Genomic DNA, 23,650 nt, shown 5'->3' on the forward strand with positions numbered 1-23,650 from the left:
GGCCGACGGTCCACCGGACGGGCTGAGTCCGGCCGAGCTACGGATGTGGAACGCCTTCAGAAACGGCAGCACCTTCGATCTCAGCGACCCCGATCCGCTGCGGAACGATCCCTTCTCGCCCCACCCCTGGGGTCCCGAACGACAGGTCCGGGCCGACATCGTTGCCCTGCTGCTGCTCGACGGGCCGCCGCCGCACCCCGGGCGGGTCGCGGCGCTCAAACTCCGCGGCGTCCAGATCACGGGCACGCTGAAGCTGGCAGGCGGCACGGTCGGCCCCTATGTGGAGCTGCACTCCTGCCGTTTCGACAGCGAGATCCTGATGCCGGAGGCCCATGTCACCACCCTGCGGATGGTGTCCTGCCTGCTGCCGAAGCTGGAGGCGGCCCGGCTGCGCACCGAGGGCGATCTCCATCTGCCGCGCTGCCGGGTCGAGCACGGGATAAGGCTCACCGACGCCCAGATCGGTACGGATCTGCTGATCAACCAGATTCAGGTACGGCCGGACCGGCGGGGCCGGGCGATCACCGCGGACGGGCTCTCGGTCGCCCAGGACCTCCAGGCCGAGCTGATCCAGACCTTCGGGGAGTTCAGTCTCCGCGGTGCGAAGATCGGGGTGTCCCTGAGTCTGCGCGGCAGCAGACTGCGGGCGGCGGCCGAGCGCCGGGCGCTGAACGCCCCGCAGCTCACCGTGGAGCGGACGCTCTATCTGACCGGGGCGTGGGTGAGCGCGGCAACCGGCGACCCGGGCGCCACCCCTCCGTACGGGGTGATCCACAGCGGTGCCCGGCGCGGCACCCGCCTCCAGCCCTTCGAATGCCACGGCGGGGTCCGGCTCGACGACGGCCGGTTCGGTGACGCGATCGACCTGCACCGCGCCCGGCTGCTGATGAACACCGGCGAGGAGCTGTCGCTGCGCCGGATCGTCACCCCCGAGCTGCGGTTCAACGGGGAGCGGCCGGAGGAGGGCCGGGTGGTGCTCAACGGCGCCAAGGTCGTCACCCTGGTCGACCTGGCGGCGAGCTGGCCGGGCCCCGGCGGTCTCGCGATGGGCGGTTTCGTCTACGAGAACCTGGTGCCGATCGACTCGTTCCCGCTGGCCAGACGGCTGGAGTGGGTGGAGTCCGCGACCCCGGAGTACTCGCCCGAGCCGTACGAGCGACTGGCGACGGTCCTGCGCAACAGCGGCGAGGACGCGGACGCCCGGGAGGTACTGCTCGCCAAGCAGCGGCGGCGGCGCGAGACGCTTCCGCTGGCCGGAAAGCTGTGGGGGCATATCCAGGATCTGACCGTGGCGTACGGCTACCGGCCGGGGCGGGCGGCGCTGTGGATGGCCGTGCTCTGGGCCGCGAGCGCGCTGGCCTTCGCCCAGGCCGAGCCGAAGCCGTTCAAACCGGGCGAGCATCCGGACTTCAACCCGGCGCTGTACGCACTGGACCTGCTGGTCCCGGTGATTAACCTGGGCCAGGACGGCTACTGGAAGCTGGAGGGCCACTGGCAGTGGACGGCGGCGGGGCTGATCCTGCTGGGCTGGATTCTGGCCACCACGGTCGCGGCGGGAGCCACCCGGCTGCTGAGCCGCGGCTGACGGCCCGCCTCCGGCGCGGTGCTCGCCCTGCGACCCGGGCAGGGTTCCGTACCGGACCCGAAGGGGCGCGGGAAACCGGCGCATCACGGCCTTGCACCGCCGGGCCGGGACACATAGGTGCGTCACCAGGGGCCGGGCACGGACGCCGCCCCGCCCCCGGGCCTGCAGGGAACCGGCCCGCATTCTTTACGCTCTTTACGGTCTCTTGCCCTCCCCCGGCACAACCTTTCCGCCGCCACGAAAACTTCACACCGTTCCGCTGGCAAACTCCCGAGCCGGGTTTTTCAATGGTCGGCATCATGGCACTGCTCCGCGCCCTGCTGCGCACCGCACGCGTGATCCGCCACACCCCGCGGCTCTCCGACGGTCTGCCGCCCGATGATGCGGTACTGCTCGACGTGCCCGATGCCCGGACGGCACCCTCCCTGGTGGCCGCCGCCGACGGCGACTGGGAACCCGCCGCGAAACTGCTGGCGACGGCCCGCGCGGAAGCCGACTGGGAGAGCCGGGACCGCCAGGTGGCCCGGCTCGCGGCCTTCGCCTACGCCCGGGACGACTGGCTGGTCCACTGGCTGGCCGACGCACCGCGCGACCCCGACGCCCTGGTCGTCAAGGCCGAACTGGAGGTCCGCCGGGCCTGGGACTCCCCCGCCCGCCGGGAACGGCTCCGGGAGATCGGCCCGTTGATCGACGCGGCCGCCGACAGCGCGCCCGGCGATCCGGTGCCCTGGCGGATCGCCCTGGACCACGCCCGCGGCAGCCATGCCACGCACGGCGCGTTCGAAGCCCTCTGGGAACAGGCGATACGCCGCTCCTCGCACCACTACGGCTGCCATGTCGCCGCCCTGCGCTATCTCTCCGCCCAGTGGTACGGCTCCCACCGCGAATGCTTCGACTTCGCCGAACAGGCCGCCGCCGACGCCCTGCCGGGCTCTCTCATCAAGGCGCTGCCGGTGCGGGCCGCTTTCGCCCAGCTGCTCGCCGGCGGCTACAGCACCGTCCACGCCGAGCGCATCGACCGGGCCGCCGATCTCGCGGTGGAACTCTCCGCGGGCCATCCGGCCGCCGATCCCGGACCCGCCGAGGTACGGAACCTGACGGTCTCCGTCCTGGTGCGGCGGGGCCGCTGGGAGGCCGCGCTGGAGGAGTTCCGGCTGATCGGCCCGTACGCGACCTCGTTCCCCTGGACGTACTTCTCCGATGATCCACTGGACCGGTTCCTCCAAGCCAGGGACGGTGTACGGCACCGGCTCGCGTCGGCGACTCCGCTGCGCGCGGCACCCGGCCGGGACCGGACCGGCCGGGACCGCCCCGCGGCCCATTAGTCTTGTCCGACGTGACCATCGCAAGACTGCCGCTCTTCCCGCTGAACTCGGTACTGTTCCCGGGGCTCGTCCTGCCCCTGAACGTCTTCGAGGAGCGTTATCGCGCCATGATGCGCGAACTGCTGAAGACGGACGAGTCCCTGCCGAGGCGCTTCGCCGTCGTCGCCATCCGCGACGGCCACGAGGTGGCACCCTCCGAGCCCGGGCTGCCCGACCCGACCGCCCGGCCCGACCGCGGACCCGCGGCGGGCTTCGGCACCGATCCCCTGAAGGCCTTCCACGGCATGGGCTGCATCGCCGACGCCGCGACCATCCGGGAGCGCGAGGACGGGAGCTTCGAGGTGCTCGCCACCGGCACCACCCGGATCAGGCTGCTCTCCCTCGACAGCGACGGCCCTTTCCTCACCGCGGAGGTGGAGGAGGTGCCCGATGTCACCGACGAGAGCGCGGGGGCGCTCGCGGAGGGCGTGCTGCGGGCTTTCCGCGCCTATCAGAAGAGGCTGGCGGGGGCCCGGGAGCGGACCCTGACCGCTCCCCCGGACCTGCCCGACGAACCGTCCGTGGTGTCCTATCTGGTCGCCGCGGCGGCCGTGCTCGACACCCCCGCGAAGCAGCGGCTGCTGGAGGCGCCGGACGTGGCGTCCCGGCTCCGGGACGAGCTGAAGCTCCTGCGCTCCGAGACCGCCGTCATACGGCACCTTCCTTCGGTGCCCGCCGTCGATCTGACCCGGGCGCCGACCAGCCTGAACTGACCCTCGGGGCGGTGCGGGCCGGGCCCGTACCGCCCCGGCCGACGGGCGGTCCGCGCACCGGCGGCCGGCCCCACCAGGAAGAGCGTGCGCTGTGGCGAAGAAGAACGGCAGGAAGCAGCAGAAGGCGGGCGGCGGGACCCCCGCGACGGTCGCCCTGGCGGCCGCGGGCACGGAGTACACCGTGCACGCCTACGACCACGACCCCGCATCGCCCTCGTACGGCGAGGAGGCGGCCGAGGCACTCGGGGTCTCGCCGGACCGGGTCTTCAAGACCCTCGTCGCGGACGTCGACGGAGAACTGACCGTGGCGGTCGTCCCCGTCGCGGGCCGGCTCGACCTCAAGGCCCTCGCCTCGGCGGTCGGCGGCAAACGCGCGGCGATGGCCGATCCGGCGGCGGCGGAGCGCACCACGGGCTATGTCCTCGGCGGTATCTCCCCGCTGGGGCAGCGCAAACGGCTGCGGACGGTCCTCGACGACTCGGCCGGGGCCCACACCACGATCTGTGTGTCGGCGGGCCGCCGCGGGCTGGAGATCGAACTCGCCCCCGGCGATCTGGCGGCCCTCACCGGCGCGGTCCTGGCGCCGATCGGGCGGATGTAGTCCACGGGCGGCCCGCGCCTTCTCGTACCGGCGCCGAATCGGGCGTGCACGGGGGGTCGACGCGGGCCGGCTTCTCGGTTACGACCGAGGGGGACGACCCGGCGTCCGTGCCGCGTCCCGTGCCGGGAAGGAGCCCCTCCGTGTCCAAGCGCACCCGCAAACGCAAATGGCGCACCCGTAAGGCCAACCACGGCCGCCGCCCCGCGTGACGGGGCAGCCGCGCCCCCGGGGTCGGGGGCGCGGCTGCGGTGTCAGTGGGCGGACGGGCCCCAGGGCTGCTGCGCGGGCGGGTCGTCCGTGGCCGGTTCGCGGTCGCCGAACAGGGCCGTGAGCCCCAGGTGGACGATCATCGCCCCGAGGGGCCAGGCCAGCAGCACCCCGTACGCCCGCATCTTCAGCGGCGCGTCGAACGTCACGCCCGCACCGACCTCGCGGGCGTGCGCCGCCACATCGTCGGTCGGGCCGAACCAGATGCCGAAGCGCCACGCCAGCAGCGAACCGAGCAGTCCGCCGACGGCGAGCGCGAGGACCAGCAGGACGCCGCCGCGACGGCGCCAGAGGAAGACCCCGGCCGCGCTGAGCGCGCCGAACGCCAGGCCGAGCAGGGCGAAGGTGCCGTCCGCGCCGATCGCGCCCTCGCCCTCGGTGTCCTTGAGGAAGACGGCCTTGCCGTCGGAGATCAGCGGGATGCGGGGGGCCAGCCAGAGCCACAGCAGGCCGAGCGCGATGCCCAGGGCCGCGACCGCGACCGCGACGACCGCGGCGTCGCGCAGATCAGCCCGGCGGCGGGCCGCACGCTCCGCGAGCTCGGCGGGGGTGGGGGGCGCAGGGGGCGCGAACCCGGGCCAGGGGGCGGGCGGCGGCGACTGTCCGGGCTCCGGCGCGCGCCAGGGGTTGTCTTTCGGCCCGTGCTCCGGTTCCTGCCCCGGCTCATGGCCCGGTTCCCGGTGCGGAGGTGTCAGCGGTGCGGTCACCACGCCATCGTGCCAGGCCTGCGGCGACCGCGCCTCACCGGACCGCCGCGCGGCGATACGCCCAGGTCGCGGCGGTCAGCGAGAGCACGCCGACCACGGCGCAGACCCCCAGGTGGAGGGCGACGGCGACCCAGTCGGGCCGGGAGTCGAAGGTCCGTGCGAGGGCCTCGACACCGTATGTGGACGGCATCAGATCACGGAGGTACGCGATCGGCTCGGGCAGCCTGGCCGGCGGCAGCACGCCCAGCAACAGCGCCGCGGACATGCCGAGCTGGCCGAGGAGGGTGGCGAGTTCGGGGCGGGGCGCGAGCAGACCGAGGGCCGCGCCGAGCCCGGAGAGCGCCGCACCGCAGAGCGGTACGACGGCGACCAGGACCCAGAGGTGGGTCAGCGGCAGACCGAACAGCAGACTGCCGGTGACGGCGGTGACGATCGTGCCGGGCACGGTGAAGGAGGCGTACGCCCCGGCCGCGCCGAGCACCACGGCGGCGGGCGGCACGGGCAGGGTGGCGTAGTGGTCGAGCCCGCCGCTGCCGCGCAGCTGGCCGAAGTACTGGGCGAGGAGGTTGAGCGCCACGAAGGCGACGACCAGCACGGCGGATCCGGCGACCACGGCCCGCGCCTCGGCGCCGCCGTCGACGACTCCGCGCATCAGGACCATGATCCCGACGGACTGGAAGGTCGCCACGAAGAGCAGCGGGATCCGGGCCACCCGGGCCCGGGACAGCTGGGCCCGGTAGACCGCCGCCAGCGACGGCAGCAGTCTGGCCCGGGGGGCCAGCGGGGCCGGGGCGGCGGCCGCCTCCGGGGTCCGTTCCCGCTCCGCCTCCGCCTCCGCCTCCGTCGTCCGGGTCCGTCCGGACACCGTCTGTACGGGCACGATGCTCACGCCTTGACCAGCCCCTTCGTCGCGTTCCCCCCGAGCGCCAAGTACACGTCCTCCAGGCTGGGCGTCGCGAGCGTGAAGTCGTCGAGCGCCGCGAAGGCGGCGCCGCCCGTGACGGCCGCGACGGCGGCGCGCGCCTCGTCGGGTGCCAGCCTGAGCACCCAGCGCCGGCCGGACTCCTGGGCGGAGGCGCGCAGCGCGGCGACCTCCGGAACGTCCAGGGGCGCCCGTTCCCGCCAGACCAGCTCCACCCGTACCTCGCCGGCGATCCGCTCCTTGAGCCCGGCGGGGGTGTCGCAGGCGATGACCCGTCCGCGGTCCAGCACGGCGACCCGGTCGAGCACGGTCTCCGCCTCGATGACGTTGTGGGTGACGAGGACGACCGTGGTGCCGTGCTCGGCGCGGCGCCGGTCCACCGCGGACCAGACCGCGCGGCGGGCGACGGGGTCCATTCCGGTGGTGGGCTCGTCCAGGACGAGGAGGGGGCGCTCGCCGACGAGGGCGGCGGCGACGCAGGCGAGCCGGCGTTCGCCGCCGGAGAGCTTCTTGAGGGCGCGGCCGGCGAGCGGGGTGAGTCCCAGCTCCTCCAGGACCGCGTCGCGCTCGGCCCGCGCGTCGTGGAGGCCGAGGCCGCGCAGCCGTCCGGTGGTCTCGGCGGCGAGGGAGACCGTCAGCTCGTCGAGGGCGGTGGACTCCTGCCCGAGGTAGCCGATGAGCCGGGCGGCGCGTTCCGGGTGGCGTACGAGATCGTGGCCGAGGACCTCGACACTGCCCGCATCGGGGCGCATCAGACCGGTCAACTGGCGTACGAGGGTGGACTTCCCGGCTCCGTTGGGCCCGAGCAGTCCGAAGATCTCACCGCCCCGGACCTCCAGGCTGATGCCGTCGGAGGCCCGGACCTCGGGGGTGGCGGGTACGCCGCGGCGGGCGCGCACGGCAGGGTACGTCTTCACCAGCCGCCGCACCACGCACACCGTACTCACGAGGTACGAGGGTACGGGGTCCCCGCCCCGTCTCCGTGCCCGGGTGCCCTGCCGCGTACCGCCACCGGACCTCAGGGGGGCGCTACTCGCCCGCCGGGGCGTGCTCGGCAGCCGTACGGACGTCGATCTCGCGCCAGAAACCGGCCCGGATGGCATAGCGGTCGTGCTCGTCGATCTGGTCGTCCTTGTGCGCCAGCAGCCCGAAGCGTGCCGCGTAGCGCAGCAGTTCCCCGTCGATGCGGTGGGGGATCCGCGGGTACATCGTGGACAGCTTCGACACATGGCCGTTCTCGGGAAGCCGTTCCATCCAGCGGCGGGCGAAGACCTGGCCGACCTCGAAGGGGTCGCCACCGACGGTGGTGATGTCCTCCTCGCGGTCGGCCCACCGCTGCTCCGCGCTGGTCAGCTGGGCGAGGGTGGGCAGCGATGCGGTCTCCGGGGGTTCGCCGAGGGTGCCCGCCCGGTCGATCCACCCCTTGTCCGAGGACCAGCGCAGGGTCGCGGAGGCGGGCGGCTGCGGCTGCGGGCCGGGAGCCCGCAGGGCGGCCAGGTCCTTGGGGGTGGGGACGCCCTTGGCGGCCGGGGCGGACGGTGCTCCGGCGGTCGCGACGGCGGGCTCCTGCTCCCCCGGCGGGGCGACGGCGGAGGCGGCCGCCTCCGCCTCGGCCCGCTCCTGGGCCGCGGCGAGCGCGGCTTCGGGCAGGGGGGCGGAGAGGATCGCGGCGATCTCCGGGCGGGGCGCGGGCGGCGGGGCGCCGAGTCCGCCGAGGTCCCGGGCCCGGACCGCCCGGGTGATCCACGTGCGGTCCAGCACCCGCCGTTCGTCGGCTTCGGCGACCAGGTCCTCGGACTGGTTGTAGTCTCCGTCGGCGGCCTGGACGGCCCAGAGGTGGACGGCTACGCCGTGCTCCTTCGCCGACATCAGTCCGGGCAGCAGATCGCCGTCACCGGTGACCAGCACGATGTCGGAGCAGGCATGGTTTCTGGCCAGTTCGGTCAGTTCGGCGTGCATCGCGGCGTCCACGCCCTTCTGGGCCCAGCGGCCGTCGCTGCGGGTCAGCGCGCCCAGCCGGACCGTGACCCGGGGCATCACGCGCAGTCTGCGGTGCTCGGGCTGGGGCACCCGGTCGGGGGCGCCGTCGAACCAGTAGATACGGAGCAGGGGGCGCTCGGTGTCGCTCTCGGCGAGTTCACGCAGGCCCTGGACGAGGGCGGTGTGGTCGACGGCGATCCGGGAGCGGACCGGTTCCCCGGCGAGCAGACTCGCCGCCGCCCCCAGCAGATATCCGGCGTCCACCAGGACAACACAGCGGTCCACGCGCTCCACCCTCTTTCGGATCACCCCGGGACCCGCCCGGCGTCGCGCTCCGGGCTCGCCCCGAGTCTGCCCGACATGATCGGGGTTGACGGCCGGAACTCGATCTTCGGCGTGGCGGAAAACCTGATGGAGCCCGGCGGAGGCCCCGGTTCCCGCCTTTGACAAGGCACCCTTACCCACCGCAATGATCCAAAATGCGGTGTATCTCCCCATATGTGAGTCTGGTCGCGGTCCCAGACAGACCCTTGCCGCTAGACCCTTGATGTGGAGGCATTCCCATGGCCAAGAACAAGAACCGCAAGGATCGTCAGCAGAACCGTTCTTCGCAGCCCGAACAGTCGCAGGAGCAGGCGAAGTCGACCGCCTACGAAGCCCAGAACAGGCCGCAGACACAGGCCCAGGGCAGTCCGGCGGACGTGGCCCGCAAGCACCAGCGGCGTTTCGGCCACAACTGACGGCCGGATACGGAGCGGAAGAGAAGAGAGAAAGAGGGGCGCGCCCGTCGCGACGGGCGCGCCCCTCCACTGCTGCCGGGCGGGGTCAGCCGGCCAGACAGGACGGTCCGAGCAGGACCTTCAGATCTCCGAAGAGCGCGGGATCGGGCTGGACCCGGTGCCGGTCGAGCCGGAGGACGGTGGTGCTCCGCGGCCCCTGGAGCTTGATCCGTACCTCGGTGTTCCCCCGGTGGTGGCTGAGGATCTCCCCCAGCCTGGTGACCATCGGAGGGGTGACCTTCACGGTCGGGATGGTGACGATCACCGGCGCGTTGGTGCCCGCCGACGAGAGGTCGGGGACCATCAGCTCCATCGCGACCAGCCGGGGCACGTCCTCCCGCTTGTCGAGCCGTCCCTTGACGAAGACGACCGTGTCCTCGACCAGCTGGGTGGAGACGAGCTGGTAGGTGGCGGGGAAGAACATGCACTCCAGGGATCCGGCCAGATCCTCGACGGTGGCGATGGCCCAGGCGTTGCCCTGCTTGGTCATCTTCCGCTGGAGACCGGAGATGATGCCGCCGATGGTGACGACCGCACCGTCGGCGTGTTCGCCGCCGGTGAGCTGGGAGATCGCGGCGTCCGACTTGTCGGAGAGGACGTGTTCGATCCCGAAGAGCGGATGATCGGAGACATAGAGCCCGAGCATCTCGCGCTCCTGCGCGAGGAGATAGGTCTTGTCCCACTCCACGTCGGAGAATTCGACGTCCAGACCGAAGCCGGGTTCGTCGCTCTGCTCGTCGCCCATCCCGCCGAAGAGGTCGAACTGTCCCTCGGCCTCCTTGCGCTTGACCGCGACCACATTGTCGATCATGGGCTCGTGGTGGGCGACCAGGCTCTTGCGGGTGTGGCCCATCTCGTCGAAGGCCCCGGCCTTGATCAGCGATTCCACGGTCCGCTTGTTGCAGACGACCGCCTCGACCTTGTCGAGGAAGTCGGGGAAGGAGCTGTACTTCCCCTTGGATTTGCGGCAGCGGATGATGGAGTCGACGACGTTGGTGCCGACGTTCCGGACGGCCGAGAGGCCGAAGAGAATGATTTCGTCGCCCTGGGCCGCGAAGTTCGACTGGGATTCGTTGACATTGGGCGGCAGCACCTTGATGCCCATCCGCCGGCATTCGTTGAGATAGACCGCCGACTTGTCCTTGTCGTCCTTGACGGAGGTCAGCAGCGCCGCCATGTATTCGGCGGGGTAGTTCGCCTTGAGATAGGCGGTCCAGTAGGTGACCAGGCCGTACGCGGAGGAGTGGGCCTTGTTGAAGGCGTATCCGGCGAAGGGGACCAGCACGTCCCAGAGCGCCTGGACGGCCTCGTCCGAGTAATTGTTCTTCCGGGCGCCGGCCTGGAAGATCGTGAAGTTCTTCGCCAGTTCCTCGGGCTTCTTCTTGCCCATGACGCGGCGGAGGATATCGGCCTCGCCGAGCGAATAGCCCGCGATGATCTGGGCGGCCTTCTGCACCTGCTCCTGGTAGACGATCAGGCCGTGCGTCAGGTCGAGAACCTCCCGGAGCGGCTCCTCCAGCTCCGGGTGGATGGGGGTGATCTCCTGCTGCTTGTTCTTCCGCAGCGCGTAGTTCGTATGGGAGTTCATTCCCATCGGGCCCGGCCGGTAGAGGGCCGAGACGGCGGAGATGTCCTCGAAGTTGTCGGGCTTCATCAGCCGCAGCAGCGACCGCATCGGACCGCCGTCGAACTGGAAGACGCCGAGCGTGTCACCGCGGCAGAGCAGTTCGTACGTCTTGGGGTCGTCCAGCGGGACGGCGAGCATCTCCAGCTCGATGCCCTTGTTCGCCTTCACCATCTTGACGGCGTCGTCCATGATGGTGAGGTTCCGCAGGCCGAGGAAGTCCATCTTCAGCAGGCCCAGCGACTCGCACTGCGGATAGTCCCACTGGGTGATGGTGACGCCGTCGGTGTGCCGGACCCAGACCGGGGCGTGGTCCACGATCGGCTCGCTGGACATGATCACGCCCGCCGCGTGCACGCCCATCTGCCGGACCAGGCCCTCGACGCCCCGCGCGGTGTCGATGACCTTCTTGACGTCGGGCTCGTTCTCGTACATCCCGCGGATCTCCGCGGCCTCGCTGTAGCGGGGGTGCGAGGGGTCGGTGATGCCGGAGAGTTCGATGCCCTTGCCGAGGACGTCGGCGGGCATGGCCTTGGTGAGCCGGTCGCCCATGGCGTAGGGGTAGCCGAGGACCCGGGCGGAGTCCTTGATGGCGTTCTTCGCCTTGATCTTGCCGTAGGTGCCGATCATGGCGACCTTGTCGGCGCCGTACTTCTCGGTCACGTACCGGATCACTTCGACGCGCCGACGCTCGTCGAAGTCGATGTCGACATCGGGCATCGAGATGCGCTCGGGGTTGAGGAACCGCTCGAAGATCAGTCCGTGCTCGATGGGGTCGAGGTCGGTGATGCCCATCGCGTACGCCACGATCGAACCGGCCGCGGAGCCACGGCCGGGGCCGACCGCGATGCCGTTCCGCTTGGCCCACATGATGAAGTCGGCGACCACGAGGAAGTACCCCGGGAAGCCCATGTCGATGATGACGGACATCTCGTACTCGGCCTGGCGGGCGCGGTCGTCCGGGACGCCGCCCGGGAAGCGGCGCTCCATCCCGGCCCGGACCTCGGCCTGGAACCAGGTGACCTCGGTGTACCCCTCGGGGATGTCGAACTTCGGCATGAGGTTCCGCTCCTGGAACATGCCGGAGGTGTCGACCTGCTCCGCGACCAGCAGGGTGTTGCGGCAGCCCTCCTGCCAGGCCTCGGAGGAGTCGACCGCGTACATCTCCTCGGTCGACTTCAGGTAGTAGCCCGAGCCGTCGAACCGGAACCGGTCCGGGTCCGAGAGGTTCTTGCCGGTCTGGATGCAGAGCAGGGCGTCGTGGGCCGTCGCCTCGTGGGAGTACGTGTAGTGGGAGTCGTTCGTGACCAGCGGGGGGATCCCGAGCTTCTTCCCGATCTCCAGCAGCCCGTCCCGGACCCGCCGCTCGATTTCGATGCCGTGGTCCATCAGCTCCAGGAAGTACCGGTCCCGGCCGAAGATGTCCTGGTAGTCGGAGGCCGCCTGGAGCGCCTCCTTCTCCTGCCCCAGCCGCAGCCGGGTCTGGAGCTCACCGGAGGGGCAGCCGGTGGAGGCGATCAGCCCCTCGGACCACTGGGCGATGGTCTCCCGGTCCATCCGGGGCCACTTCTGCAGCCAGCCCTCGGCATACGCGTCGGAGGAGAGCCGGAAGAGGTTGTGCAGACCCGTGCTGTTCGACGCCCAGATCGTCTTGTGGGTGTAACCACCGGAACCGGAGACGTCGTCCCGCTTCTGGTGCGGCTGCCCCCATTGGATCTTGCGCTTGTTCCGCCGGGACTCCGGGGCGACGTACGCCTCGATCCCGATGATCGGCGTCACCCCCGCCTTCACCGCCTGGTGGAAGAAGTCGTACGCCCCGTGCAGATTCCCGTGGTCGGTCATCGCGATATGGGTCATGCCCATCTCGTTGCACGCGGCGAACATGTCCTTCAACCGCGCCGCACCGTCCAGCAGTGAGTACTGCGTGTGTACGTGCAGATGCGTGAAGGGCGGTTTCGTCACGGCGGGGGCCTCCAGAGAACGACGGGGCGGCGGAACAGCGGGGCAGTCGGGCAGCGGGGCAGCGGGGCATACGGATGCGGAAGTGCCCGGGGGGACAGCGTCGAAGTCTACGACTCCCCGCCGACAGTCGCGGGGCAGTGGCGTACACCCGCCATCGCGGTCCGCGACGGGCACCTCCGGCGGGCGCCGGGCGTTGGAGAGGGCGGAGACCGCTCTCCCCCGGCCCCGGCCGGGACACTCGTTCCACCCCTTCGCAGGAGGCACGCACCGATGCCCGTTCCGCACCCCGCCGAGACCACGGCCCACGAACGCGGCGAGGAGATCCTCGCCGTCTTCGGTACGGCCTTCGGCGAGCTCCTGGCCGCCGATCCGGCCGCCTTCCGGGTCAAGTTCCGGAAGATGGCGGCCTCGGCGTTCGCCTTCTACCGGGGTACGGCCTGCCTCTTCTACCACGATCTGGAGCGGGAGCACGCGGACCGCGGCGACGGCGCGATCGCCGCCGGACCGTATCTCGACGAGCGGACCGGCCGGGTGTGGATCCACGGCGATCTCCACGCGGAGAACTTCGGCACCTACATGGACTCCACCGGCCGGCTGATCTTCAATGTCAACGACTTCGACGAGGCCTATGTGGGCCCCTTCACCTGGGATCTGAAGCGGCTCGCCGCCTCCCTGGCGCTGATCGGCTACACCAAGGCCCTCTCCGACGGGCAGATCACCGAGCTGGTCCAGGTCTTCGCCGCCGCCTACCGGGAGCGGATCAGCGCCCTGGCCACCGGTGCCCGCGGGGACGAGGTGCCGCCGTTCACCCTGGACACCGCGGAGGGCCCGCTGCTCGACGCGCTCCGTGACGCCCGGTCGCTGACCCGCTTCTCCCTGCTGGACTCGATGACCGAGATCCGCGACTTCGAGCGGCGCTTCGCCCCCGGCGGCGGCTCCATCGAGCTGGACGCGGCCACCCGGTACAAGGTGCTGGCGGCCTTCGACGGCTATCTGGAGACGCTGCCCGAGTCCAGCCTGACCCGCCCCGACTCGTACCGGGTGAAGGACGTCGTGGGGCGGCGCGGGATCGGTATCGGCTCGGCCGGACTGCCCTCGTACAACATCCTGCTGGAGGGCAACAGCGACGCCCTGGAGAACGACGTCGTGATCTATATGAAGCAGGCGCAGACCCCGGCCGTCTCGCGGCACATCACGGACCCGGCCGTCCGGGGCTACTTCCACCACGAGGGCCACCGCACGGTGATCTCCCAGCGCGCCCTCCAGGACCACGCCGACCCCTGGCTGGGCTGGACCGAGCTGGACGGCTCCGGTCAGCTCGTCGCCGAGGTCTCGCCGTACGCGGTGGACCTGAACTGGTCCGATCTCGACGATCCGGTCCAGATCGCGGCGGTCGTCGCCGATCTCGGCCGGGCCACCGCCACGATGCACGGCGCCGCGGACGAGGAGAGCGGCCATTCACTGGTCCCGTTCTCCACGGAACGGGCCATCGACGCGGCGATCGCGGCGGACGAGGAGGGCTTCGCAAAACTGCTGGTCGACTTCGCCCACGCCTACGGCAGCCGGGCCCGGCGCGACCACCAGATCTTCGTCGATCTCTTCAGGAACGGCCGGATACCGGGCCTCTGACCTGCTTCGGGGCCCCGGGGGACGGCCCGGGGCCCGGGGTGCCGGTGTGCCCGATCTTTAAGCCGTCTTTCACACAGTCATGGCACACTCGCAGGCAATGGACGTTTCGGGAAAGCGGCTGAGAGCGCTGCGGGCGGCGATCTTCACGGCAGTAGTCGTGACGCTGTCCGCCGCCTCGCACGTGCTGCTGTCCCGCGCACCACTGCCCTGGTTCACGGTCGCCGCACTGTCGGCGGGTGTCTTCGCCGTCGCCTTCGCCCTCTCGGGCCGTGAGCGCGGCTTCTGGCGGATCGCGGGTCTGCTGGTGCCGCTGGAGCTGGCCGCCGACACCGTTTTCAACGGCAGCCAGAACGCCTGTTACGGCCCCGGCGGCGGCCCGGTCACCGGCTCCCTGCGGGCCCTCGGGCTCGATGTGCTCTGCAGCGGCCCGGTCGGCGGGCCACTGCCCGGTGTGGCCGGTATCACCGGAGCGGACGGCAGCGGCAGCAGCCTGCTGGCCTCCCCCGGACCCGCCACCCCCTGGGCGCTGCTCGCCGTCCACATCACGGTCGGCCTGCTGGCGTCCCTCTGGCTGTGGCAGGGCGAGGCCGCTCTCGCGAGCCTGCTGCGGACCGTCGAGGCGTACGCCTTCCGTCCGCTGCTGCTGGCCGTCGCCGTCGTGGTCGCCGCCTGCCGCCCCGTCCGCCGGGGACCGCGCCCCGCGCCCCGGCGGGCCACCTTCCGCACCCTGCTGCTGGTGCATGCGCTCGGACGGCGAGGTCCCCCGCACCGCGCGGCCGGCCTCGCGCTCGCCGCGTAACCTCCGGTCACCCTCCGCGCCCGTCCGTCCGGCCCGTCCGGCCGTCACGGCGCGCCGACCGGTGTGCTCCGGCGCGCACACGCCCCCGGGCGCTTCCACACACCCCGCGCAGAGCCCCTTGCGCCGGCCCGGAAGCCCTCTCTCTTCTCCCACCACATCGTCCGTATCCGACGGATACGTCCCCACACGGAGTGAATCCTCATGAGCGCACGGAACAGCAAGACGAACAAGACCGCGGCCCGCGAGCGGATCAGGCTGGAGCGCGAGCAGCAGGCCAAGAAGGAGCGGACGCGCCGCCAGCTGATCGTGGCCGGCTCCACGGTCGCGGTCCTCGCCCTCGCCGCCGGTATCGGTTACGGGGTGATGCAGGCCAACGAGCCCGACGCCTGGGAGTCCGCCAAGGACGCCAAGACCGTCACCGCCCCGAAGAACACCAGCGGCGACAACGGCACGACCGTCGTCATCGGCAAGCCGGAGGCGAAGAAGACGCTGGAGGTGTACGAGGACTCGCGCTGCCCGGCCTGTGCCTCCTTCGAGCAGGCCGTGGGCGGGACCATGAAGCAGGACGTCGCCGCGGGCAAGTACAAGGTCCAGTACGTGGGCGCCACCTTCATCGACAACGCCACCCGCGGCGAGGGCTCGAAGAACGCTCTCAGCGCGCTGGGCGCGGCGCTCGACGTCAGCCCCGAGGCGTTCAGCGACTTCAAGGCCGCCCTTTACTCGAAGCAGTTCTTCCCCACCGAGAGCAAGGACGACTTCGCCAAGGACTCCTACCTGCTGAAGGTGGCCGACTCGGTTCCGGCCCTCAAGGACAACGCGGCGTTCGAGAAGAACGTCAAGGACGGAACCTTCGACGCCTGGGCGATGAAGATGTCCGCGAAGTTCGACAAGAGCGACATCAAGGGCACTCCTTCGCTGAAGATGGACGGCAAGAAGATCAACGCCGAGGGTTCGGAGAACACCCCGATGACGGTGGCCGAATACCGTGCGGCGGTCGACAAGGCGCTGAGCGCCGACACGGCGAGCTGATACCGGAAGCACAGTGACGGCCCCGGGAACCCCGCGTTCCCGGGGCCGTCGCCGTATCCGGCGCCCCGGCACCGGGCGGAGGCCGCGGAATGTCCGGAAACAGTAGCTGTTCCGCCACGACACTCCCGGAGCGGCAACAAGGGAACCCGATCGGCCCTACCTCCCGGTAATCTGACGGGCCGTGACCAGTCGACTTCCGTCAACTCCCAGCCGCCGCACGGTCGTCAAGGCCGCTGCCGCCACCGCGGCCGTACCCGCGGTCCTGCCCGCCGCAAGCCCCGCCCTCGCCGCCGGGGCGCCGCCGCGCTCCTCGCCCACCGTCTTCCGTCACGGCGTCGCCTCCGGCGACCCCCTCCCCGACGGCGTCCTGCTGTGGACCCGGGTGACCCCCACCGACGACGCCCTCCCCGGCTCCGGCCTCGGCCCCGACACCCCCGTCGTCTGGGAGGTCGCCGAGGACCGGGAGTTCACCCGGATCGTCTCCCGCGGCGCGACCACCGCCGGCGCCGCCACGGACCACACGGTCAAGGCCGATGTCCGCGGGCTCCGCCCGGGAACCGCCTACTGGTTCCGGTTCACGGCCGGGGACGCCGTGTCCCCGGCCGGCCGCACCCGTACCGCCCCGGCCGCCGACGCCGCCGTGGACCGGCTCCGTCTCGGCGTGGTGTCGTGCGCCAACTGGGAGGCCGGCTGGTTCTCCGCGTACCGCCATCTCGCCGCCCGGACCGATCTGGACGCCGTCCTCCATCTCGGGGACTACCTCTACGAGTACGGCACCGGCACCTATCCGAAGCCGGCCGAGGTGGTCCGCCGCCATGTGCCGGAGCACGAGATCGTCGCCCTCGCCGACTACCGGCTGCGGCATGCCACGTACAAGACCGATCCCGATCTCCAGGCGCTGCACGCCGCCCATCCCGTGATCGCCATATGGGACGACCACGAGATCGCCAACGACGCCTGGTCGGGCGGCGCCGAGAACCACACCCCGGGCACCGAGGGCGATTTCGCGGTACGCGCGGCCGCGGCCCGGCAGGCGTACTTCGAGTGGATGCCGGTCCGCGCCTCCACCGAGGGCACCGTCTACCGCAGGCTCCGCTTCGGCAGGCTCGCCGATCTGCACCTGCTGGACCTGCGCTCCTTCCGGTCCCGGCAGTCGGGCTTCGGCAGCGGCGCGGCGGACGATCCGGAGCGGACGATCACCGGCCGCGCCCAGCTCGACTGGCTGAAGGCGGGGCTCGCCGGATCGGATGCGGACTGGCAGCTCGTCGGCACCTCCGTGATGATCTCCCCGGTGGCCTTCGGCGCGCTCCCGGCGTATCTGCTCGCCCCCGTGGCCGAGTTGCTCGGACTGCCGAAGGAGGGCCTGACGATCAGCACCGACCAGTGGGACGGCTACACCGACGACCGCCGGGAGCTCCTGGGCCATCTGAGCGGGCAGGGCATCGGGAACACCGTCTTCCTCACCGGCGACATCCATATGGCCTGGGCGACGGACGTGCCCGCGAAGGCGGCGACCTATCCGGCGTCGGGGTCGGTGGCCACCGAGTTCGTGGTCACCTCGGTCTCCTCGGACAATCTGGACGATCTGCTGAATGTGCCGCCGCGCACGGCCTCCGTGATCGCCGCGACCGCCATCAGGGCCGCCAACCGGCATGTGAAGTGGGTGGACATGGACGGCCACGGCTACGGCGTCCTCGATGTCACCGCCGAACGCTCGCAGATGGACTACTACGTCCTGTCGGACCGCACCGACCGGAACGCGACCGCGGCCTGGGCCCGGTCCTACCGCACGCGGAGCGGGACGCAGAAGGTCGAGCGGGTGGACGCACCGGTGCGCTGACGTCCCGGAGACGGGCCCGCGGCCGGCGGGCCCGTACCGCGGTCAATCCTGTCGGGCGGCCTCGTCGAGTTCGTCGAGGAAGGCCAGCACCGCACGCCAGGTCCGCTCCGCCGCCTCCTCGTCCCAGTCCGGCAGCCCGGGGTCGGTGTACAGATGCCCGGCCCCGGGGTAGCGGTGGACCTCCACCTCGGCCCCTGCCCGGCCCATCCCGAGATACCAGGCCGTCTGCCAGTCGTGCGGCTCGAAGGCGTCCGGATCCGCGACGTGGAACTGGACCGGAAGCCCGTCGGTGGTCGCGTCCGGTGCGATGTCCGAGGTCCCGTGCAGCAGCACCAGACCCCGCGCCCGCTCGTCTCCGAGCGCCAGGTTCTGGGCGATCGAAGCGCCCAGCGACAGCCCGGCGTAGACCAGCCCGCCCTCCGAGTGGGGAGCGGCGGCGGTCACCGCCCGTCGGAGCAGTTCGTCCCGTCCGACCTCGTCCTTGAACTCCCGGGCCTCCTCGACCGTGTCGAAGACCCGCCCCTCGAACAGATCGGGCGTCCACACCCGGTGCCCCGCCCCCTCCAGACGGGCGGCAGCCGCCCGCACCGCGGGCCGCAGACCGTAGACGGAATGAAAAAGCATGATGTCCATCGGGTCAGGTTACGTTCCCTGATATGGAGAACGCGCTACGCCCTTGGATCGTCATCGGCGGCTCGGTCGTCCTCACCCTGCTGGTGGGCTGGGCCGTCGACCGCCTGTTGAAACGTGCCGACGACCGGCACACCGACACCCCCTTGTGGGGACTGCTGCGCCGCGGCCGCCCCGCGCTCCAGTTCGTGCTCTGCGCGGCGCTCCTGAGAGGCGCGTACCGGCAGAGCGGCATCGGGATCGTGGAGCGCCACGAGCGCGGTATCGGCCAGGTGCTGACGCTGGTGCTGATCGGAGCCTCGGCCTGGCTGGTGGTCCGGGTGGCGGCCGCGATCGTCGAGTCCGCCTACCGCCGGTACGCGGCCGGGGCCGGCGATCCGGCCCGGGTCCGCCGGGTCCGTACCCAGGTCACCCTGATCCAGCGGGTGGTGATCGCCGTCGTCGGTGTGGTCGCCTGTGCGGCGATGCTGCTGACGTTTCCCGCGATGCGGGGCGTCGGAGCCTCGATGCTGGCCTCGGCCGGAGTCCTCGGCATCGTCGCGGGCGTCGCCGCCCAGTCCACCCTCGGCAATCTCTTCGCCGGGCTCCAGATCGCCTTCGGCGACATGGTGCGGATCGGGGACACGGTGGTCGTCGACGGGGAGTGGGGCATCGTCGAGGAGATCACCCTCACCGCGCTCACCGTCCGCACCTGGGACGAGCGGCGGATCACCATGCCCGTCTCGTACTTCACCGCGAAACCGTACGAGAACTGGTCCCGCGGCAGCATCCGGATGACCGGCTCGGTCTTCTTCCATCTGGACCATTCGGCGCCGGTCGGCCTGATGCGGCAGCGGCTCGCCGAGATCGTCGGAGAGCATCCGGCGTGGGACCGCCGGGACCAGTCGCTCGCGGTCACCGACACCACCCCGTCGACGATCCTCGTCCGGGCCGTGGTCACCGCGAAGGACCCGGACGATCTGTGGACGATCCGCTGCGAGGTACGGGAGCGGATGATCACCTGGTTGTACGAGGAGCATCCGTACGCCCTGCCCCGGATCGCCACCGTGCCCGCGCCGGGCTCGTCGCGGGACCGGGCGGACGTGGGGCACCAGCGCTCCGGCGAGGACTGAACGCGCCCCGCTCAGCGCAGGCTGCGGACGTCCAGATGCCGGAGCACCCGGTCCACGATCTCCGGATCGGCGCCCGGTTCGCTGCGGGCCGCCAGCACCTCGTGCCGGGCGGCCGACAGCATCTCCCGCTGGATGCGCTGGACCGTCCGCAGCCGCTCCACCCGCCGGTTGTAGAAGTCGCGGCGTTCCTCGTCGATGAGCTCGGGGCTGATGCGCGCCCCCACCTCGTACGCCGTCCGGTGCAGCCGTTCGCTGACCTCCTCCGGCAGCTCCTCGACCTCTTCGATCTCCTTGAGCCGGTGCCGGGCGGCCTGCGCGGCGCGCAGCGCCAGCCGGTGCTCCAGCTCGCGCTCCTGGTCGGTGTCGGCCCGTACCCCGAGCCGTTTGACCAGCCAGGGCAGGGTCAGCCCCTGGAGCAGCAGGGTCGACAGGATCACCACGAAGGCGATGAAGACGATCTCGTCCCGGCCCGGAAAGGGGCTGCCGTCGTCCGTGGTCAGCGGGATGGCGAGGGCCAGGGCGACGGAGGCCACACCTCTCATCCCCGACCACCACACGACGACGGTCTCCCGCCAGGAGACCGGGATGTCCTCGTCGTAGTCGCGTTTGCCGTGCAGTTTCTTGGCCAGCCAGGTCGCGGGCAGCAGCCAGAGCAGCCGCACCCCGATCACCACGACGGTGGTGATCGCACCCCAGCCGAGCATCCGCAGCACATGGCCATCGGCCGTGCCGAAGACATTGCGCAGCTCCAGGCCGATCAGCCCGAAGGCGGCACCGGTGACCAGGATGTCCACGATGCCCCAGAAGGTGTTTCCGGCCAGCCGTCCCATCACGTCGTCCGCGTCGGCCGCGTGTTCGGCGAGGAAGAGTGCGGTGGTGAGGACGGCGAGCACACCGGAGCCGTGCAGTTCCTCGGCGACGACATAGCTGACGAACGGCACCATCAGGGTGAGCCCCACCTGGAGCGTCGCATCCCCCAGATAGCCCATCAGCCGGTTGGACAGCCAGCCGGTGGCGACGCCGACCGCGATGGCGACGACCGCCGACAGCACGAGCTGCCAGGCCGCCGACGGCAGCGAGAAGGAGCCGGTGACCGCGGCGGCGATCGCCACGTGGTACAGCACGATCGCCGTGACGTCGTTGAACAGCCCCTCGCCCTCCAGGGTCGACACCAGCCGCCGGGGCAGCCCCAGCCGCCCCGCGACGGCGGTCGCGGCGACCGGGTCCGGGGGTGCGACCAGGGCGCCGAGCGCGACCGCGGCGGCGATGGGCAGTCCGGGGACGAGCGCGTTCACGACGAACGCGACCGCGGCCGTCGTCACGAAGACCAGGGCGACCGCGAGCAGCAGGATCGCCCGGAGATTGGCGGTGAACTGCCGCCACGAGGTGCGCTGCACCGCCGCGTAGAGCAGGGGCGGCAGTACGAGCGGCAGGATGAACTCGGGCGGGATGTCGACGTTCGGTACGAAGGGGAGGAACGCGACGCCCGCGCCGATGAGAGTCATCAGCACGGGCGCGGGAAGGTCGAGCCGGTCCCCGAGGGGGACGGTCACGACGGCCCCGAACATGAGCCCCAACACCAAGGCGACCTGCTCCACACGCCCCCTCCGGACCGACGACGCCCCCAGGGTGACATGTTCGCTCCGCTATGCCGGTTTCCTCCCGGGTCGTGTCGCCCTGGGGTGCGGGCCCCGCCGAGGGCGCGGGCCCCGGGGGCGGGGCGCGCCGTTGTTGGTTACGGTTGCGTGTCCGGCCTCGGCCGGTGGAGGCTGGTCGCGCAGTTCCGCCCCCTATGCCTTCGGCAATGGGGGGACCCCCAGCGCCCCCAGGTACGCGTCCTTGCCGCCCCTGCGGTGTGCGGCCCCTCCGGTGGTCGGGTTGCGTTACTCCGTGGGGTAGGGCACCGGTCTTGCCTGGTGCGGCCAGGTCGTGGGCCTCCGGGCTCACCTCCTCGCCACGGGCGATGCGCCGGACCGAAGCGCGTCCGGTCATGTCGCCCTCCCCCAAAGCTGCCTTTGGGGGTACCCCCAGCGGGGGCGACCCTGCACCCCCCTCCGGAGATCACCCCGACTTGACCCCGGGGGGGAACGAGTCCGCCCGGTCACCCGCCGAGTGGTCCCCGCAGATCAGGGTGTGCCTGTGCCCCGAGGGGGTGGTGTCTTCCGGGGCGGTGATCAGGAGAGATTCCTCCCCTCGGTGACGCGCGACAACTCCCGGGACCTCGCGGCCTGATCAGGTCGGGATCACGTGGGAGGGGGGTGCAGGGTCGCCCCCGCAGTGGCCTGCGACAAGCACGGTTTACCGGAGGGCAGTGCATCGCAGGCCGCGAGGAGGTGAGCCCGGAGGCCACCGACCCACCCGCACCCGACACGACCCCGCGCCTACACCACGGAGCAACGGTCACCCATCTTTCAGCCCCGCCGGCGTTTGAGGCGCAGGAGCGCCCGCACCCCGCGGGAAACGAACACCCCCGGGGCCCGGACCCCTGAATGGTGAGCGCTACGCGCTCTCGGCTGCGATACGGTCCAGCGCCGACTGCAAGTCGTCCGGGTATCCGCTCGCGTACTCGACCCAGCGCCCGTCCGACGGGTGCTCGAAGCCCAGCCGTACCGCGTGCAGCCACTGCCGGGTGAGGCCGAGCCGCTTCGCCATGGTCGGGTCGGCGCCGTAGGTGAGGTCGCCCACGCAGGGGTGCCGGTGCGCGGACATATGGACCCGGATCTGGTGGGTGCGGCCGGTCTCCAGCTTGATGTCCAGCAGGGAGGCCGCCCGGAAGGCCTCCATCAGGTCGTAGTGGGTGACCGAGGGCTTGCCGTCCGCGGTCACGGCCCACTTGTAGTCGTGGTTGGGGTGCCGTCCGATGGGGGCGTCGATCGTGCCGCTCATGGGGTCCGGGTGTCCCTGGACCAGCGCGTGGTAGCGCTTGTCGACGGTACGCTCCCGGAACTGCTGCTTCAGCAGGGTGTACGCCCGCTCGGACTTGGCGACGACCATCAGCCCGCTGGTGCCGACGTCGAGCCGGTGCACGATGCCCTGCCGCTCGGCGGCGCCGGAGGTGGAGATCCGGTAGCCCGCGGCGGCGAGCCCGCCGATCACGGTCGGGCCGGTCCAGCCGGGGCTGGGGTGCGCGGCGACCCCGACGGGCTTGACGATCACCACGATGTCGTCGTCGTCGTGGACGATCTCCATGCCTTCGACGGGCTCGGCCACGATCTGTACGGGTGCGGCCGCCTGCGGCATCTCGACCTCCAGCCAGGCGCCGCCGTGAACCCGCTCGCTTTTGCCGACCACGGCACCGTCGACCTGCACCTTCCCCGCGGCGGCGAGCTCCGCCGCCTTCGTACGGGAGAAACCGAACATCCGGGAGATGGCGGCGTCGACGCGCTCGCCTTCCAGGCCGTCCGGTACGGGCAGGGTGCGGATCTCGGGAAGCGTACTCACCCGTCCGAGTATGCCTTGCCCGGCGGGCCGGGATGGACCGCCGGGCGTCCGAGGCGGGGCCCGCTCAGTCCTTGTGGACGGTCCCGTCGGGGTCGAGACCGCGGAAGGAGAGGATGACGATGAGGATGCCGCCGCAGACGATCGCGGTGTCGGCCAGGTTGAAGACGGCGAAGTGCGCGGGGGCGATGAAGTCGACGACGGCGCCCTTGAAGACCCCGGGGGACCGGAAGATCCGGTCGGTGAGATTGCCGAGCGCGCCGCCGAGGAGCAGTCCGAGTGCGATGGCCCAGGGGAGGCTGTAGAGCTTCCGGGCCAGCCGGACGATCACGATGATCACCACGGCCGCGATGGCGGTGAAGATCACGGTGAAGGCCTCGCCGATGCCGAACGCGGCGCCCGGGTTCCGTACCGCCGTGAACTTCAGCAGATCGCCGATGATCTCGACGGACGGCCGGTGCTCCAGCTCGGCCACCACAATGGTCTTGCTGATCAGGTCGATCAGATAGGCGACCACCGCGACACCGAGGAGTACGGCGATCCTGCGCCGGCCCTTGGGCTGCTCGGCGGGGGCCGCCGCCTCGCCGGCCTCGGCTTCGTTGTCCGGCGTACCGATGATGCGCTCCGCCTCTGCCACGTGTGTCCCTCAACCTAGGTCAATGTGTCCAC

The 23,650-nt window shown here is 71.3% G+C and carries 19 protein-coding genes; 10 read left to right on the forward strand and 9 right to left on the reverse strand.

What is annotated here, in order from left to right:
• The first annotated feature begins 43 nt into the window (after positions 1-43).
• The 4 genes from B7R87_RS06745 to ybaK all read left to right on the forward strand — a co-directional run bounded on the left by B7R87_RS06745 (position 44) and on the right by ybaK (position 4,263).
• Entirely contained in the window at positions 44-1,585 is a 1,542-nt protein-coding gene (locus tag B7R87_RS06745) for an oxidoreductase (protein WP_100249246.1), read from the forward strand.
• A gap of 287 nt (positions 1,586-1,872) precedes the next feature.
• On the forward strand, positions 1,873-2,910 hold the full coding sequence (locus B7R87_RS06750) for a hypothetical protein (RefSeq protein ID WP_006349827.1): 1,038 nt from the start codon (positions 1,873-1,875) through the stop codon (positions 2,908-2,910).
• An 11-nt stretch (positions 2,911-2,921) separates the two neighbouring features.
• Complete coding sequence (locus tag B7R87_RS06755; protein WP_040916583.1) at positions 2,922-3,662, forward strand: LON peptidase substrate-binding domain-containing protein; 741 nt, start codon at positions 2,922-2,924, stop codon at positions 3,660-3,662.
• Between the two features lie 91 nt (positions 3,663-3,753).
• Positions 3,754-4,263, forward strand: a complete 510-nt coding sequence (gene ybaK / locus B7R87_RS06760; RefSeq protein ID WP_006349825.1) for a Cys-tRNA(Pro) deacylase — start codon at positions 3,754-3,756, stop codon at positions 4,261-4,263.
• Between the two features lie 251 nt (positions 4,264-4,514).
• Here ybaK and B7R87_RS06765 read toward each other — a convergent pair whose 3' ends face one another.
• The 4 genes from B7R87_RS06765 to B7R87_RS06780 all read right to left on the reverse strand — a co-directional run bounded on the left by B7R87_RS06765 (position 4,515) and on the right by B7R87_RS06780 (position 8,433).
• A complete protein-coding gene (locus tag B7R87_RS06765) occupies positions 4,515-5,237 on the reverse strand; it encodes an ABC transporter permease (protein WP_130584551.1) in 723 nt (240 codons plus the stop codon).
• A gap of 34 nt (positions 5,238-5,271) precedes the next feature.
• Positions 5,272-6,126 (reverse strand): ABC transporter permease, encoded by an 855-nt coding sequence (locus tag B7R87_RS06770; protein ID WP_006349822.1) that lies wholly within the window; start codon positions 6,124-6,126, stop codon positions 5,272-5,274.
• Entirely contained in the window at positions 6,123-7,088 is a 966-nt protein-coding gene (locus B7R87_RS06775) for an ABC transporter ATP-binding protein (protein WP_006349821.1), read from the reverse strand. Before B7R87_RS06775 ends, B7R87_RS06770 begins: the two co-directional genes overlap by 4 nt.
• 100 nt (positions 7,089-7,188) lie before the next feature.
• Positions 7,189-8,433 carry an NYN domain-containing protein gene (locus B7R87_RS06780; protein WP_130584552.1) on the reverse strand — a complete coding sequence of 415 codons (1,245 nt, stop codon included), beginning with the start codon at positions 8,431-8,433 and terminating at the stop codon, positions 7,189-7,191.
• 269 nt (positions 8,434-8,702) lie between these two features.
• Between B7R87_RS06780 and B7R87_RS33065 the strand changes: the two genes are divergently transcribed.
• Positions 8,703-8,879, forward strand: coding sequence for a hypothetical protein (locus B7R87_RS33065; RefSeq protein WP_006349817.1), 177 nt, complete (start codon positions 8,703-8,705; stop codon positions 8,877-8,879).
• Between the two features lie 85 nt (positions 8,880-8,964).
• Here B7R87_RS33065 and dnaE read toward each other — a convergent pair whose 3' ends face one another.
• A complete protein-coding gene (dnaE, locus tag B7R87_RS06785) occupies positions 8,965-12,504 on the reverse strand; it encodes a DNA polymerase III subunit alpha (protein ID WP_006349816.1) in 3,540 nt (1,179 codons plus the stop codon).
• A gap of 270 nt (positions 12,505-12,774) precedes the next feature.
• Here dnaE and B7R87_RS06790 point away from each other — a divergent pair, with 270 nt between their 5' ends.
• From B7R87_RS06790 to B7R87_RS06805, 4 genes are all read left to right on the forward strand, one after another.
• Positions 12,775-14,133, forward strand: a complete 1,359-nt coding sequence (locus B7R87_RS06790) for a DUF2252 domain-containing protein (RefSeq protein ID WP_006349815.1) — start codon at positions 12,775-12,777, stop codon at positions 14,131-14,133.
• A 97-nt stretch (positions 14,134-14,230) separates the two neighbouring features.
• Complete coding sequence (locus B7R87_RS06795; RefSeq protein WP_130584553.1) at positions 14,231-14,932, forward strand: hypothetical protein; 702 nt, start codon at positions 14,231-14,233, stop codon at positions 14,930-14,932.
• 201 nt (positions 14,933-15,133) lie between these two features.
• Positions 15,134-15,961, forward strand: a complete 828-nt coding sequence (locus tag B7R87_RS06800; RefSeq protein ID WP_006349813.1) for a DsbA family protein — start codon at positions 15,134-15,136, stop codon at positions 15,959-15,961.
• 181 nt (positions 15,962-16,142) lie between these two features.
• Positions 16,143-17,801, forward strand: coding sequence for an alkaline phosphatase D family protein (locus B7R87_RS06805; protein WP_006349812.1), 1,659 nt, complete (start codon positions 16,143-16,145; stop codon positions 17,799-17,801).
• A 42-nt stretch (positions 17,802-17,843) separates the two neighbouring features.
• Here B7R87_RS06805 and B7R87_RS06810 read toward each other — a convergent pair whose 3' ends face one another.
• Entirely contained in the window at positions 17,844-18,434 is a 591-nt protein-coding gene (locus B7R87_RS06810; RefSeq protein WP_006349811.1) for a dienelactone hydrolase family protein, read from the reverse strand.
• A 23-nt stretch (positions 18,435-18,457) separates the two neighbouring features.
• On the opposite strand from B7R87_RS06810, the gene B7R87_RS06815 reads away from it, so the two are divergent.
• Positions 18,458-19,543 (forward strand): mechanosensitive ion channel family protein, encoded by a 1,086-nt coding sequence (locus tag B7R87_RS06815; protein ID WP_006349810.1) that lies wholly within the window; start codon positions 18,458-18,460, stop codon positions 19,541-19,543.
• An 11-nt stretch (positions 19,544-19,554) separates the two neighbouring features.
• Here the strand turns inward: B7R87_RS06815 and B7R87_RS06820 are convergent, their stop codons facing one another.
• The 3 genes from B7R87_RS06820 to lspA form a co-directional block, all read right to left on the reverse strand.
• Positions 19,555-21,141, reverse strand: coding sequence for a Na+/H+ antiporter (locus tag B7R87_RS06820; RefSeq protein ID WP_130584554.1), 1,587 nt, complete (start codon positions 21,139-21,141; stop codon positions 19,555-19,557).
• A gap of 901 nt (positions 21,142-22,042) precedes the next feature.
• Positions 22,043-22,984 carry an RluA family pseudouridine synthase gene (locus tag B7R87_RS06825; RefSeq protein WP_006349807.1) on the reverse strand — a complete coding sequence of 314 codons (942 nt, stop codon included), beginning with the start codon at positions 22,982-22,984 and terminating at the stop codon, positions 22,043-22,045.
• 64 nt (positions 22,985-23,048) lie between these two features.
• Positions 23,049-23,618 (reverse strand): signal peptidase II, encoded by a 570-nt coding sequence (gene lspA / locus B7R87_RS06830; protein WP_006349806.1) that lies wholly within the window; start codon positions 23,616-23,618, stop codon positions 23,049-23,051.
• Positions 23,619-23,650: the final 32 nt, after the last annotated feature.

It is taken from the genome of Streptomyces tsukubensis (assembly GCF_003932715.1).
GTDB classification, from domain to species: domain Bacteria; phylum Actinomycetota; class Actinomycetes; order Streptomycetales; family Streptomycetaceae; genus Streptomyces; species Streptomyces tsukubensis.